Below are 12,642 nucleotides of genomic sequence, written 5' to 3' on the forward strand. Positions count from 1 at the left end.
CTGCCGCACCGGTGAGGAACACCGGCCATCATACGAGGATGCTCGTGGTGCGCGAGAGCACCCGTCACGACGCGACTCGGGCGGCGTTTTCGTACCCCGTCGGGGTACAATTCTGTGTGTCCGCCGTTTGGAGGACACATAAGTGCCCCGAAAGACTTGACCGGCCCATGCGCTGGCATACACTGAGATTCGTCAGCAGCAAGCCTGACCTCGCAACGCGATCGATTCCCCCCAATCCCGTGTTGCTGTGGCGGCGCCCGCTTCCCCCCATTGTGGGCGCCGCCCCCGAACTACCCGAGAGCCCCTCCCCACGGAGGGGCTCTCGGAGTTTCTCCCCCGTGCGTCGCCTGCGGCTGCGTGCTCGATCGGGGGGCTCCACGATGGCCGGGTGACCTCCTTCGTGCCGCGCGACCCGCGGCGCGCCGGCGAGGGCTCGGCGGTCCGTCCGCTCTCGTCGAGCCTCGTCGCAGCGCTCGGGCCGCTTGCCCCCGCGGTCGCCGATGCGCGAGCGACCGACGTGTTCGTGACGGGCGATGGAGCGGTGTGGAGCGACGACGGTGCCGGCAGTACGCGCGTGCCGGGCGTGCGGCTCACCTCGGCAGACGCTCGAGATCTGGCCGTGAGGCTCATCGCCGACGGCGGCCGCCACGTCGACGAGGCGACTCCGACGGCCGACGTGCGGCTCGGCGAGGGCATCCGCGTGCACGTCGTGCTGCCGCCCATCGCGCGAGCGGGCACGGCCATCTCGCTGCGTCTGCCGCGCGTGCAGCGGGTGACGCTCGACGACTGCGGACTGCCCGCGCCGGTCATCACTGCTCTGCGTGCGGCCCTCGAGGAACGACGCACGCTTCTCGTGACCGGCGCCACGGGCAGTGGCAAGACGACTCTCATGGCGGCCTGGCTCTCGGAGGCCTCGCCACGCGACCGCATCGTGCTCATCGAGGACGTCGCCGAGGCTCCGGTGGAGCATCCTCACGTGGTCGCTCTCGAATGCCGACAGGCGAATCTGGAGGGCGCGGGGGCGATCGACCTCGCGAGACTCGTGCGTGAGGCGCTGCGGATGCGGCCGGACAGGCTTGCGGTAGGCGAGTGCCGCGGGGCGGAGGTGCGCGAGTTTCTCGCCGCGCTCAACACCGGCCATCGCGGGGGAGCAGGCACGTTGCACGCCAACTCCCTCGTCGACGTACCGAGCCGACTCGAGGCGATCGGCATGATCGCGGGCCTCGCGCCGGAGCCACTGGCCCGGCAGGTGTGCAGCGGCATCGATCTGGCAGTGCACGTGCAGCACGCGACGACGGGGGAGCGCACGGCGGCACTGGGTCGCTTCGCGCTCGACGCACGGGAGCGGCTCACGATCATCCCCCTCGAGGATGCTCGGTGACGGCCACGCCCCCCGTGAGGCTCGCGGCGCACGTGCACCGGCTCGCCGTGCTCCTCGCCGCGGGAATCGCCCCAGCATCCGCGTGGCGCCACGTCGCGGCCGAGGGTGACGACGAGACCCTCGACGGCGTGGTCGCGCAGCTCGAGCGCGCTCCCGATGCGGCGCTCGCGCTCGAGCGTGCGGCGCCCGCGCAGGACCCAGCGTGGGCGGGGCTGCTGGCCGCGTGGCGAGTCGCTGCCGCCAGCGGCGCGCCGCTCGCTCCCGCGCTCACGGCCTTCGCCGGCGCGATCCGCGATCGGCAGGAGGCTGCTCGCGACATCGAGATCGCTCTCGCCGGCCCGCAGGCCACGGCGCGCATCGTGCTCCTGCTGCCCGTGTGCGCCATCGTCCTCGCGCTCCTGCTCGGTGTCGATCTGCTCGGCACACTCGCCCAGCCGCTCGGGTTCACGAGCGCGGTGCTCGGGGTCGGCCTCCTGCTGCTGGCGCGGCGGTGGATGCGGCGCATGCTGCGCGCCGCGGCGCCGCCGCCGCCCACGGCGGGGCTCCCTCTCGACCTGCTCGCCGTCGCCGCGGGCGGCGGCGGCTCACCCGAGGCGGCTCTCGCACTAGTGACGGCCGAGCTCGACCGCGCGTCCCTCGCGCTGGACGAGGTCGAGACGGCGGCCGCGCAGTCGCTCGTGCGGCTCTCACGCGTCTCAGGAGCTCCGCTGGGTGCCCTGTGCCGAGCAGAGGCCGTGGAACGTCGTGCGGATGCCCGCGCGAGCGCGCGCGGCAGCGCGGAGAGGCTCGCAGTGCGCCTCATGCTGCCCCTGGGTGCGTGCATCCTGCCGTCGTTCGTGCTGCTGGGGGTCGTGCCGCTCCTGCTCGGCCTGCTCTCCTCCACACCCGCCTCGTGAGACGGGCTCTGCGCTGTTCTGCGGCGGCCATGCCTGCCGGCGCGCCCCACGTCGCAGACTGATCGGGTTCGTGCCACTGGACCGCCCGCCGCCTGCGGGCATGATCGCCCAAGGAGCACACCATGAGCACCGCCCTCCCATCCTCCTGCCCGCCGGCCGCGACTCGCGGGCCGAATACCGCCCGCCGCCGAGGCCGGGTGCGGCTCACCGACGATCGCGGTGCCGCGACCGCCGAGTACGCCATCGCGACCATGGCAGCAGTCGGCTTCGCGAGCCTGCTCGTCGTCATCATGCAGAGCGACGAAGTGCGCGGCATCCTCACCGACCTCGTGCGCACCGCGCTCACCGTCGGGTGAGAGACGACCGCGGGGCGGCCACGGCCGAGGTCGCGGTCGCCCTTCCCGCCGTCGCTCTCGTGCTCGTCGCCTGCCTGGGTGGACTGCTCGCCGCCACCGAACTCGTGCGCCTGCAACTGGCAGCGGCCGACGCCGCGCGACTGCTCGGTCGGGGCGAGTCCTCGGCGCTGGAGCACGTGCAGCGGGCGGTGCCCGGCGCGACGGTCGCGGCGAGCCGCTCTGACGGGCTCGTGTGCGTTGACGCGCGTTCCGCGCCCCGAGTGCTCGGCGTGCCGATCGCGGTGAGCGCGTCCTCGTGCGCGCTCGACGGAGGGTGGTGACGCGCGTGCCCCGATGGTCTGCAGACCGCGGTGCGGGCACGCCGCTCGTCGTCGGAGTGCTCGCAGCCGTGGTCATCGCCGGGCTCGCTCTCGTCGGCGCCGCGAGCGCCGTCTCGGGTGCGCAGCGGGTGGGGGCGGCCGCGGATGCCGCCGCGCTCGCCGCGGCGGACGTCATGCTCGGGTGGATCGCCGGCGATCCGTGCGAGATCGCCGCGCGCGTCGCGCGGGCCCACGACACCGCCCTCGTGGGCTGCCGCACCGAGGGCTTCAGCATGATCGTGACGGTGCGGGCCACCGTCCTCAGCGTGGCCGTGGAACGGACAGCACGGGCCGGGCCTCCCGGTGCCCGTGAGGTGCGCACTCGCGCACCCTGTGTATGGTGTGGCTGATCGCGGCTTCGCGCCGCGCATTCCGTCGCGGTGCGGATCCCATCCCCGCGGCATCGAGAGCGACAGTAAAGAGGAGCACCGTGTCAGGAGCCAAGAAGCTGGTCATCGTCGAGTCGCCTGCCAAGGCGAAGACGATCGGCAAGTACCTCGGCGACGACTACGAGGTGCAGGCCTCCGTCGGCCACATCCGCGACCTCATCGAGCCCAAGAACCTGCCCCCCGAGCTCAAGAAGGGCCCACTCGGCAAGTTCTCCATCGACGTCGACAACGGCTTCGAGCCCTACTACGTGGTCTCCGATGCGAAGAAGAAGACCGTCGCCGACCTCAAGCGGGCTCTCAAGGGCGCCGACGAGCTCTGGCTCGCGACGGATGAAGACCGCGAGGGGGAGGCCATCGCCTGGCACCTGCTCGAAGTGCTCAAGCCCAAGGTTCCGGTCAAGCGCATGGTCTTCCACGAGATCACCTCCGAGGCGATCCAGCGCGCCGTCGATGCCACGCGCGACCTCGACACCGCGCTCGTCGACGCGCAGGAGACCCGGCGCATCCTCGACCGGCTGTACGGCTACGAGGTGAGCCCCGTGCTCTGGCGCAAGGTGGGCCCCGGGCTCAGCGCGGGCCGCGTGCAGTCGGCGGCGACCCGTCTCGTCGTCGACCGCGAGCGCGAGCGCCTCGCCTTCGTCACCGCGAACTATTGGGACCTCGACACGACGCTCGCGCCCGTCGGCGGCGATACCCCGTTCACAGCGCGACTCGGCAGGCTCGACGGCAAGAAGGTCGCCACCGGGCGCGACTTCACCGACCGCGGCGAGCTCAAGTCGGCCGAGACGGTCGCCCTCGACGAGTCCACGACCACGTCGCTCGCTGCGGCGCTGCGCGACCCCGACCTCGCCGTCACGGTCGCGAACGTCGAATCGAAGCCGTACACGAGGCGACCCGCCGCGCCGTTCACGACGTCGACGCTGCAGCAGGAGGCGGGCCGCAAGCTGCGGTTCACCGCCCGCCAGACCATGTCGGTCGCCCAGTCGCTCTACGAGAACGGGTACATCACCTACATGCGCACCGACTCGGTGACGCTCTCCCAGCAGGCCGTCGACGCCGCACGCGCTCAGGCCACCCAGCTGTACGGCGCCGACAGCATTCCCGAGAAGCCCCGCACCTACTCCGGAAAGTCGAAGAACGCCCAAGAGGCCCACGAGGCAGTGCGCCCCGCCGGAGACGTCTTCCGCACCCCCAGCGAGCTCGAGGGCACCCTGCGCGGCAACGACTGGAAGCTCTACGACCTCATCTGGAAGCGCACCGTCGCGAGCCAGATGGCCGATGCGCGCGGGCAGACCGCCTCGGTCACCATTCACGCGGGCCCCACGCCGCAGAGCGCTACCCCCGCCGGCGTCGTCGCCGAATTCGCGGCGAGCGGCACCGTCATCACCTTCCGCGGCTTCCTCGCGGCCTACGAGGAGAGCCGCGACGAGGAGCGCAACGCCGACGAGCGCGCCGAACCCACCGAGTCGAAGCTGCCCCCGCTCGAGGTCGGGCAGAGCCTCACGGTCGTCGAGGTCGAGCCCAAGGGGCATGAAACGAGCCCGCCCCCGCGGTACACCGAGGCGAGCCTCGTCAAGGCGCTCGAGGAGCGGGGCATCGGCCGCCCCTCGACCTACGCCGCCATCATCTCCACGATCGTCGACCGCGGCTACGTCACCCCTCGCGGCTCCGCCCTCGTACCCAACTGGATCGCCTTCTCGGTCGTGCGACTGCTCGAAGAGAACTTCGCCGACCTCGTCGAGTACGACTTCACGGCCGCCATGGAGGCCGACCTCGACCGCATCGCCAACGGCGAAGCCGACCGCACCGAATGGCTCACCGGCTTCTACTTCGGTGATGCCCACCAGCCCGGCCTGCGCCCCGTGATCGACAACCTCGGCGAGATCGACGCGAAGACCCTCAACTCGATGCCGCTCACCGACACCATCACTCTGCGCATCGGCAAGTACGGCCCCTACCTCGAGCTCGACGAAGGCGGGGAGACTCCGCGGCGCGTGAACATTCCCGACGAGCTCGCCCCCGACGAGCTCACCGCCGCCAAAGCGCAAGAGCTCGCCGACGCCCCCGTCATCGGCGACCGCGTTCTCGGGGTGAACCCCGAGACGGGCAAGAACGTCGTCGCCAAGACCGGGCGCTTCGGGCCATACGTCACCGAGGTAGACCCCGAGCCGGAGGGGCCCGCTGAGCCCGCTCAGACCGAGCCCGCCGTCGACCCCGCCACCGGTGAAGTGCTCGAGCCCGCACCGAAGAAGAAGGCTGCGCCCAAGAAGAAGACGGGCGAGAAGCCGCGCACGGCATCCCTCTTCAAGGACATGGACCCCGAGACCGTCGACCTCGCGACCGCCCTGCGCCTGCTCGACCTGCCACGCCTTGTCGGGGAGGACCCGGAGAGCGGCGAGCCGATCACGGCGCAGAACGGCCGATACGGCCCCTACCTCAAGAAGGGCGCAGACTCGCGCTCGCTCGACGAGGAGGCCCAGATCTTCGACATCGACCTCGCGGGAGCACTCGCCAAGTTCGCCGAGCCGAAGTACGGCGCCCGCAAGGCCGCGAGCGCCCTCAAGGAGTTCGACGCCGACCCGGTCAGCGGCAAGCCGATCAAGCTCAAAGACGGCCGCTTCGGCCCCTACGTCACTGACGGCGAGACCAACGCGACCGTGCCGCGCGGCGAAGACCCGATGGAGGTCGACTTCGAGCGTGCCGTTCAGCTCATCGCCGACAAGCGCGCCAAGGGGCCCGCCAAGAAGCCCGCCAAGCGTGCATCGACCGCCACCAAGAAGGCGCCGGCCAAGAAGACGACGGCCAAGAAGGCCACGGGCGCGTCGAAGGCCGCGCCGAAGACTGCACCGAAGAAGAAGTGAGTCGCATCGCATGACCGGGCTCTTCCTGACCCTCGAAGGCGGTGACGGCTCCGGCAAGAGCACCCAGATGGGAGCCCTCACCGCGTGGCTCGAGCAGCAGGGGCGCACGGTCGTGCAGTCGCGCGAGCCCGGCGGCACCGACCTCGGCCTCGAGCTGCGCGAGATCGTCCTGCACCGCCGAGGGTTCATTGCTCCGCGCGCCGAAGCTCTGCTCTACGCAGCCGATCGCGCGCACCACATCGCGACCGTCGTGCGGCCCGCACTCGAGCGAGGCGACGTCGTCATCCAGGATCGCTACCTCGACTCCTCCGTCGCCTACCAGGGCGCGGGGCGCGTGCTCGAGGCGAACGAGGTTCGCGACCTCTCCCTGTGGGCCACGGAAGGGCTGCTGCCCGACCTCACCGTCCTGCTCGACCTCGACCCGGCCGTGGGCCGCGAGCGCCTCACCGAGAGCCGCACGCGCTACGACCGCCTCGAGGCGGAGGAGGCCGACTTCCACGAGAGGGTGCGTGCCGCGTACCTCGGGCTCGCCGAGGCCGAGCCCGAGCGGTTCCTCGTGCTCGATGCGACCCTGCCCGTCGAGCAGCTGCAGCAGAGCATCCGCGACCGGGTGTCGCACCTGCTCGCCTAGAGTGGCCGCATGAGCGCGTGGGACGAGCTGACCGGGCAGGAGGCGGCCATCCGCGCCCTGCAGGAGGCCGCAGCCGACCCCGACTCGATGACCCACTCCTGGCTCATCACGGGCCCGCCCGGGTCCGGGCGCTCCAACCTCGCCTACGCGTTCGCGACCGCTCTGCTCAGCGGGCTGACCCCTGATCCCGCCGTGACCGCGACGACGGAGGCGCAGGTCGCCGCGCGCACGCATCCCGACCTCGCCGTGCTCGCGACCGACCGCGTCATCATCTCGATCGACGAAGTGCGGCAGCTCGTCTCGCAGAGTCAGTTCTCGCCCTCCGTCGCTCCCTACCGCGTCATCGTCATCGAAGACGCCGACCGCATGACCGAGCGCACCTCGAACGTGCTCCTCAAGGCGCTGGAAGAGCCGCCGCCGCGCACCGTGTGGATCCTCTGCGCGCCCAGCGCGGCCGACCTCATCCCCACCATCCGCTCCCGCGTGCGCACCATCCGCCTGCGCGTGCCGAGCGTCGCCGAGGTCGCGGACCTGCTCGTGCGCCGCGACGGCATCGCCCCCGCGCTCGCCGAGCAGGCCGCTCGAGAGGCGCAGACCCACATCGGCATGGCGCTGCGCCTCGCGACCGACCCGGATGCCCGTGCCCGCCGCACGCGCAGCCTCGAGCTCGCCCTCGACGTGACCTCGGTGAGCGGGGCCGTGCTCGCCGCCGAGCAGCTCGTCGCTATCGCGACGGAGGACGCGAAGGCGTTCACGGTCGAGCGCGAGGCGGAGGAGCGCGAGGCCGCACTGCGGCAGCTCGGCGTCGAACCCGGCGGCACCGTTCCGCCCGCACTGCGGTCGACGCTCAAGAACCTCGAGGAGGACCAGAAGAGGCGCGCGACGCGCTCCGTGCGAGACGGTGTCGACCGTGTGCTCGTCGACCTGCTCTCGCTCTACCGCGACATCCTTCTCGTCCAGCTCGGTGCGGGCCTCGAGCTCGTCAACGAGTCCCTGCGCCCCGCTGTGGAGCGTGCCGCGCAGACCCTGAGCCCGGCGGCCGCCCTCGGAGCGATGGACGCGATCGCCCTCGCGCGGCACCGCGTCGCCGGCAACACGCCGCCGGCCCTCGCGCTCGAGGCGATGATGGTCGCGGCGAGCGGCAGGGTTCCCGCACTAGGCTCGCTCGCGTGACGCGACGCCCCCTCCTCGCCAGCCTCCTCCTCGTTCCCGTACTGCTGCTCAGCGGGTGCGTGCCGCCGTGGCTCGCCACCGTCCTCGGCGGCGGCGACACCTCCACCCCTACGGGCGAGGAGGTCGCCGACGAGCTGCGGCCGTACTACACGCAGGTTCTCGCGTGGCGGGATTGCGGCGGCGGTGCGCAGTGCTCGACGGCCCTCGCGCCCCTCGACTGGCAGAACCCTGGAACGGGCGAGCACGTCGAACTCGCCCTCGTGCGCCACCCGGCGGCGAGCGGCGCGCCCCAGGGTTCGCTGTTCATCAACCCGGGTGGCCCGGGCGCCTCCGGGTTCGACTTCGTGCGCGACAGCGTCGACTTCGCGGTGAGCACCGAGCTGCGCGAGCAGTTCGACATCGTCGGCTGGGACCCTCGCGGGGTCGGCCGATCGAGCGCCGTGACCTGCTACACCGAGACGAGCGAGCAGGACGAGTTCATCTACGGAATCCCCGACTCCGAGCCGGGAACCCCCGAGTGGGAGGCGGAGGTCGTCGACGCCTCGCTCGACTTCATCGCCGCGTGCGAGCAGAACACCGGCCCGCTGCTCGAGTTCGTCGACACCGAGAGCACGGTGCAGGATCTCGACCTTCTGCGCGCGATCGTCGGCGACGAGGCCCTCCACTACTTCGGCTACTCCTACGGCACCGAGATCGGTGCGCGGTACGCCGACCGGTTCCCCGACAGAGTCGGCCGCCTCGTGCTGGACGGTGCGACCGACCCCACGACGACGAACTTCGAGGTCGTGCTCGCGCAGTCCGCCGGGTTCGAGCAGGCGCTGCGCGCGTACCTCGAAGGATGCCCGAGCCTCGGCGAGTGCCCCTTCACGGGCGGGGTGGAGGAGAGTCTCGACCTCATCCGCCAGCTGTACGACCGCCTGGGCGAGGAGCCCATCGAGGCTGAGGACGGCCGCTTCTTCGACAGCGCCGTGCTCGACATCGCCATCGCGACGGCCCTCTACGACGAAGGCTCGTGGAGCTTCCTCAGTGAGATGTTCAGCGAGCTGCGCACCGGCGAGGTCGCCACGGGCTTCCTGCTCGCCGACTTCTACTACGGCCGCGAGGGTGGGCGCTACGTCGACAACTCGCTCGAAGCGTTCATCGCCATCAACTGCCTCGACTATCCGGTCGAGACCGACCGCGACATCATCGCCGAGCAGAACGAGCTCATTCGGGAGGTCGCCCCGACCACGGCCGACCCCTCACCGCTCGGCGACGTCATCTGCGCCAACTGGCCGTACGCCTTCGAGGGCGACCTCGAGCCCGTGCGCGCCGCCGGCGCGCCCCCGATCCTCGTCATCGGCACCACCGGTGACCCGGCCACTCCCTACGAGTGGGCCGAGGCGCTGGCCGAGCAGCTCGAGAGCGGTGTGCTCGTCACCTACGTCGGCGAAGGCCACATCGCCTACGACGAAGGCGACCCGTGCATCAACGGGCTCGTCGACGACTACCTGCTCACGGGCGAGGTGCCCGCGAGTGATCCGGTCTGCAACGGGTAACGGGTGTGCGCGGTCGCCCGCGCGATGGGATAAACTCGTGAGCCGTGCCCGGTGGAACCGGGTCACGCCGCCTTAGCTCAGTCGGCAGAGCGATTCACTCGTAATGAATAGGTCCCGGGTTCGATTCCCGGAGGCGGCCCTGACTAACTTGCTGCGCTACTCGTCCGCGTCACCGAGAGGATGCGCATGAACGCCGTGGGTCTCGACGGCGGCCGCCTCGCGGGCCCGCTCGGCACCGCGCTCGCCGTCGCGGCGACGGTGCTCGCCGGCGTGGGCGTCGCCACGCAGTCGCGCGTCAACGGAGAGCTCGGGCAGCGCTTCGACGACGGTTTCACGGCCGCGCTCGTCTCCTTCTCCTCCGGTTGGGTGCTGCTCCTCGTGATCGTGCTGTCGACGCGGCGAGGTCGTGCGGCGGTGCGGCGCATACCCGCCGCGCTGCGCGCCGGCGAGCTGCCCTGGTGGATGCTGCTCGGTGGTGCGGCCGGTGGCTTCTTCGTGCTCTCGCAGGGCCTCGTGGCGGGCATCCTCGGGGTGGCGATCTTCACCGTCGCGCTCGTCTCGGGCCAGACGGTGACGGGAATGGTCGCGGATGCTCGGGGCTTCGCCGGAGCGCGCGTGGCACCTCCGACGCTCGCGCGCCTGAGCGGCGCGGCACTCACGGTGCTCGCCGTGGTCGTCGCCGTGGCGGGCGACCTGGGCGGGAGCATCCCGTGGCCGGCGCTCATCCTTCCGCTGCTCGCAGGAGTCGGCGCGGGTATGCAGCAAGCGATGAACGGCCGCGTGCGGCAGGTGAGCGGCTCGCCGCTCGCGGCGACGCTCGTGAACTTCACGGTCGGCACGGCCGCACTCCTCGTCGTGACCGTCATCAGCCTCGCCGTGAACGGTCTGCCCGCCCAGCCGCCGACCGAGGCGTACCTCTACGCGGGAGGCGCTGTCGGCGTCGTGTTCATCGCGATCCAGGCGGCCGCGGTCGCGCGCGTCGGCGTTCTGCTGCTCGGCATGTGCCTCGTGCTCGGCCAGCTCATGGCGGCGGTCGTGTTCGACTCCGTCGCCGCTATCGGCCCCGCGCTGCAGCCTCAGACCGTCGCCGCCGTCGTGCTCACCGCGGTGGGCATCGTCGTGGCGACCCTCGACCGTTGGCGGCGGCCGCGCACCCTGCTCGCGACGTCACCCGGGCCGGGCCCGGCCGGGCCTACTCCTCGTCGGCCGTGAAGCCGAGCGCGAGCGAGTTCATGCAGTAGCGGTCGCCCGTGGGGGTGCCGAAGCCGTCGGGGAACACGTGGCCCAGGTGCGAGCCGCACGCGGCGCAGCGCACCTCGGTACGGGTCATGCCGAGCGAGGTGTCCTCGAGCAGCTCGACGGCGTCCGGGCGCACCGACTCGTAGAAGCTCGGCCAGCCGCAGCCCGAGTCGAACTTGGTGCCGGCCTGGAACAGTTCGGCGTTGCACGCGCCGCACGTGTAGATGCCGCTGCGGCTCTCGTCGAGCAGCTCTCCCGTCCACGCGCGCTCGGTGCCGGCCTCGCGCAGCACCTGATATCGCTCCTCGCCGAGCTCGGCCCGCCACTCGTCCTCGGTCTTCTGCACGGCGTAGGTCTGCTCGTTCTGGGCGGTCGTGTCGTCACTCATGGGGTTCCCCGCTTCTCGCCCGGCCTCGGGCGGTTGGTCTGCACCCCATTAAACTCGCATTCGTGCCCGAGACTTCCCCGATGCTGCGAACGTGGGGCGAACTGAGTCTCGATGAGTTCTTCGAGATCGCGCGCGTGCGCACCGAAGTGTTCTTCCTCGAGCAGCGCATCGACGAGGAGGAGCTCGACGAGCGCGACCGCGAGGAGACCACCGAGCACGTCTGGATCTCCGACGATCGCGGCGTGGCCGCCTACCTGCGGGTCGTCGTCGACGCGCAGCCGCAGAAGGGCAATCGGGATGCCCGGCGCCTCATCGGCCGCGTCGTCACCCGCGCCGACCGTCGCGGGCAGGGGCTCGCGCGGCGCCTCATCGAGCATGTCATCGAGCGGCACGGCCACGAGCCGTTGGCGCTGCACTCCCAGAGCTACATCCAGCCGCTGTACGCCGCGCTCGGCTTCGAGCCGTACGGCGACGAATATGTCGAGGCGGGCATCCCGCACGTCTCCATGTACCGCGCCGCGACCGCATAGCGCCTTCGAAGGTGCGACGGCTAGCCTGACCGCAGTTCTCCGGCGCGGCGACGCGCCCTCAGCCTGTCGTACAGAAGGGCCTCTCGTGCTCCGTCGCTTCCGCCGCCGACTCGGCACTGCGGGTCTCGCCCTCGCGGTGGCCGCGGCCGTGGGGCTGGGCCTCTCGGTCGGTGCAGAGACGGAGAGGGCCGCGGCGGCCTCCGTCGACGAGTGCGCGGTGCAGGATGCTCGGCTCGAGTGGGGCTTCAAAGAGAGCTTCCGCGCCTACGTGAGCGGCTCGATCGCGAACGGCGAGTGGCAGGCGGCCGACGGCGCCACCTACGCGACGCCCTCGTTCACGTTCGGGGAGGGCTCCGGCGCCGTCGCCTCGGGCTCGGCGACGGCCGAGCTTTTCTTCGCGGGCAGCATCCGCTTCACCGGGCACGGCGACATTCTCGACACGACCGTGAGCATGCCCCGCGTCGCCCTCGCGGACGCCGCGTCGGGGCTGCTCGTGCTCGACGTCGTCGGCACGACGCAGGAGGGCGCCGAGGTCGCGGCGCAGGGGGTCGAGTTCGCGAGCCTCGACCTGACGGCGGCCACGCGCTCCGTGGCGGACGGCGTGCTGACCGTCGAGGGCATCGCGGCCGCCCTCACCGAGGACGGTGCGGCGGCCTTCGGCACCTACCCGGCGGGGGAGCCGCTCGACCCGATCACGATCGTCGCGCCGCTCGACCCAGCCTGCGCGGCCGAGGTCGAGGCGGACCTCGTGGTGTCTGGAGGGGCCTCGTGGGTCGCGCCCGCGCTGACCGGGGCGGGCGTCGTTCTCGCCCTCGCGGTGCTCACGGTGGGCGGGATCACGGTCGTGCGTCGCCGCCGCGCGCCGTGAGCATGCGGAGGTCGACGGCCGCCCCGGCGCGTT

At 71.7% G+C, this 12,642-nt stretch carries 13 protein-coding genes and 1 tRNA gene; 13 read left to right on the forward strand and 1 reads right to left on the reverse strand.

Annotation, left to right across the window (positions count from 1 at the left end; translation table 11 throughout):
• Positions 1-388: 388 nt before the first annotated feature.
• The 11 genes from IE160_RS01620 (at position 389) to IE160_RS01670 (ending at position 10,796) form a co-directional block, all read left to right on the forward strand.
• Entirely contained in the window at positions 389-1,381 is a 993-nt protein-coding gene (locus IE160_RS01620) for a TadA family conjugal transfer-associated ATPase (protein WP_224744523.1), read from the forward strand.
• Positions 1,378-2,277, forward strand: a complete 900-nt coding sequence (locus tag IE160_RS01625) for a type II secretion system F family protein (protein WP_179873066.1) — start codon at positions 1,378-1,380, stop codon at positions 2,275-2,277. Before IE160_RS01620 ends, IE160_RS01625 begins: the two co-directional genes overlap by 4 nt.
• 122 nt (positions 2,278-2,399) lie before the next feature.
• The gene (locus IE160_RS01630; protein WP_179873067.1) at positions 2,400-2,633 is read left to right on the forward strand and encodes a DUF4244 domain-containing protein; all 234 of its coding nucleotides are present in this window, start codon (positions 2,400-2,402) and stop codon (positions 2,631-2,633) included.
• Positions 2,630-2,953 carry a TadE family type IV pilus minor pilin gene (locus IE160_RS01635; RefSeq protein WP_191151470.1) on the forward strand — a complete coding sequence of 108 codons (324 nt, stop codon included), beginning with the start codon at positions 2,630-2,632 and terminating at the stop codon, positions 2,951-2,953. The genes IE160_RS01630 and IE160_RS01635 overlap by 4 nt, the downstream gene beginning before the upstream one ends.
• Before the next feature lie 5 nt (positions 2,954-2,958).
• Positions 2,959-3,342, forward strand: coding sequence for an Rv3654c family TadE-like protein (locus tag IE160_RS01640; protein WP_179873069.1), 384 nt, complete (start codon positions 2,959-2,961; stop codon positions 3,340-3,342).
• Positions 3,343-3,422: 80 nt separating this feature from the next.
• A complete protein-coding gene (gene topA / locus IE160_RS01645) occupies positions 3,423-6,242 on the forward strand; it encodes a type I DNA topoisomerase (RefSeq protein ID WP_191151471.1) in 2,820 nt (939 codons plus the stop codon).
• Between the two features lie 10 nt (positions 6,243-6,252).
• Positions 6,253-6,873 carry a dTMP kinase gene (gene tmk, locus IE160_RS01650; protein ID WP_191151472.1) on the forward strand — a complete coding sequence of 207 codons (621 nt, stop codon included), beginning with the start codon at positions 6,253-6,255 and terminating at the stop codon, positions 6,871-6,873.
• Positions 6,874-6,882: 9 nt separating this feature from the next.
• A complete protein-coding gene (locus IE160_RS01655; protein ID WP_191151473.1) occupies positions 6,883-8,046 on the forward strand; it encodes a DNA polymerase III subunit delta' in 1,164 nt (387 codons plus the stop codon).
• Complete coding sequence (locus IE160_RS01660) at positions 8,043-9,584, forward strand: alpha/beta hydrolase (RefSeq protein WP_191151474.1); 1,542 nt, start codon at positions 8,043-8,045, stop codon at positions 9,582-9,584. The genes IE160_RS01655 and IE160_RS01660 overlap by 4 nt, the downstream gene beginning before the upstream one ends.
• A 66-nt stretch (positions 9,585-9,650) precedes the next feature.
• Positions 9,651-9,723: transfer RNA gene (locus tag IE160_RS01665), tRNA-Thr, on the forward strand.
• A gap of 47 nt (positions 9,724-9,770) precedes the next feature.
• The gene (locus IE160_RS01670; protein ID WP_191151475.1) at positions 9,771-10,796 is read left to right on the forward strand and encodes a DMT family transporter; all 1,026 of its coding nucleotides are present in this window, start codon (positions 9,771-9,773) and stop codon (positions 10,794-10,796) included.
• Here IE160_RS01670 and msrB read toward each other — a convergent pair.
• Positions 10,777-11,211 carry a peptide-methionine (R)-S-oxide reductase MsrB gene (msrB, locus tag IE160_RS01675; RefSeq protein WP_191151476.1) on the reverse strand — a complete coding sequence of 145 codons (435 nt, stop codon included), beginning with the start codon at positions 11,209-11,211 and terminating at the stop codon, positions 10,777-10,779. The genes IE160_RS01670 and msrB overlap by 20 nt on opposite strands.
• Positions 11,212-11,273: 62 nt before the next feature.
• Here msrB and IE160_RS01680 point away from each other — a divergent pair, with 62 nt between their 5' ends.
• Entirely contained in the window at positions 11,274-11,741 is a 468-nt protein-coding gene (locus tag IE160_RS01680; RefSeq protein ID WP_224744524.1) for a GNAT family N-acetyltransferase, read from the forward strand.
• An 85-nt stretch (positions 11,742-11,826) separates the two neighbouring features.
• Positions 11,827-12,609, forward strand: coding sequence for an HtaA domain-containing protein (locus IE160_RS01685; RefSeq protein WP_191151477.1), 783 nt, complete (start codon positions 11,827-11,829; stop codon positions 12,607-12,609).
• Positions 12,610-12,642 lie beyond the last annotated feature (33 nt).

Origin of the sequence: Chryseoglobus sp. 28M-23, from assembly GCF_014789785.1 — a bacterium.
Taxonomy (GTDB): domain Bacteria; phylum Actinomycetota; class Actinomycetes; order Actinomycetales; family Microbacteriaceae; genus Microcella; species Microcella indica.

Excerpts from the sequence above, each read along its gene's own strand:
- IE160_RS01670 (WP_191151475.1), top strand. The coding sequence starts at position 9,771 with ATGAACGCCGTGGGTCTCGACGGCGGCCGCCTCGCGGGCCCGCTCGGC.
- IE160_RS01655 (WP_191151473.1), top strand. The coding sequence starts at position 6,883 with ATGAGCGCGTGGGACGAGCTGACCGGGCAGGAGGCGGCCATCCGCGCC.
- IE160_RS01630 (WP_179873067.1), top strand. The coding sequence starts at position 2,400 with ATGAGCACCGCCCTCCCATCCTCCTGCCCGCCGGCCGCGACTCGCGGG.
- msrB (WP_191151476.1), bottom strand. The coding sequence starts at position 11,211 with ATGAGTGACGACACGACCGCCCAGAACGAGCAGACCTACGCCGTGCAG.
- tmk (WP_191151472.1), top strand. The coding sequence starts at position 6,253 with ATGACCGGGCTCTTCCTGACCCTCGAAGGCGGTGACGGCTCCGGCAAG.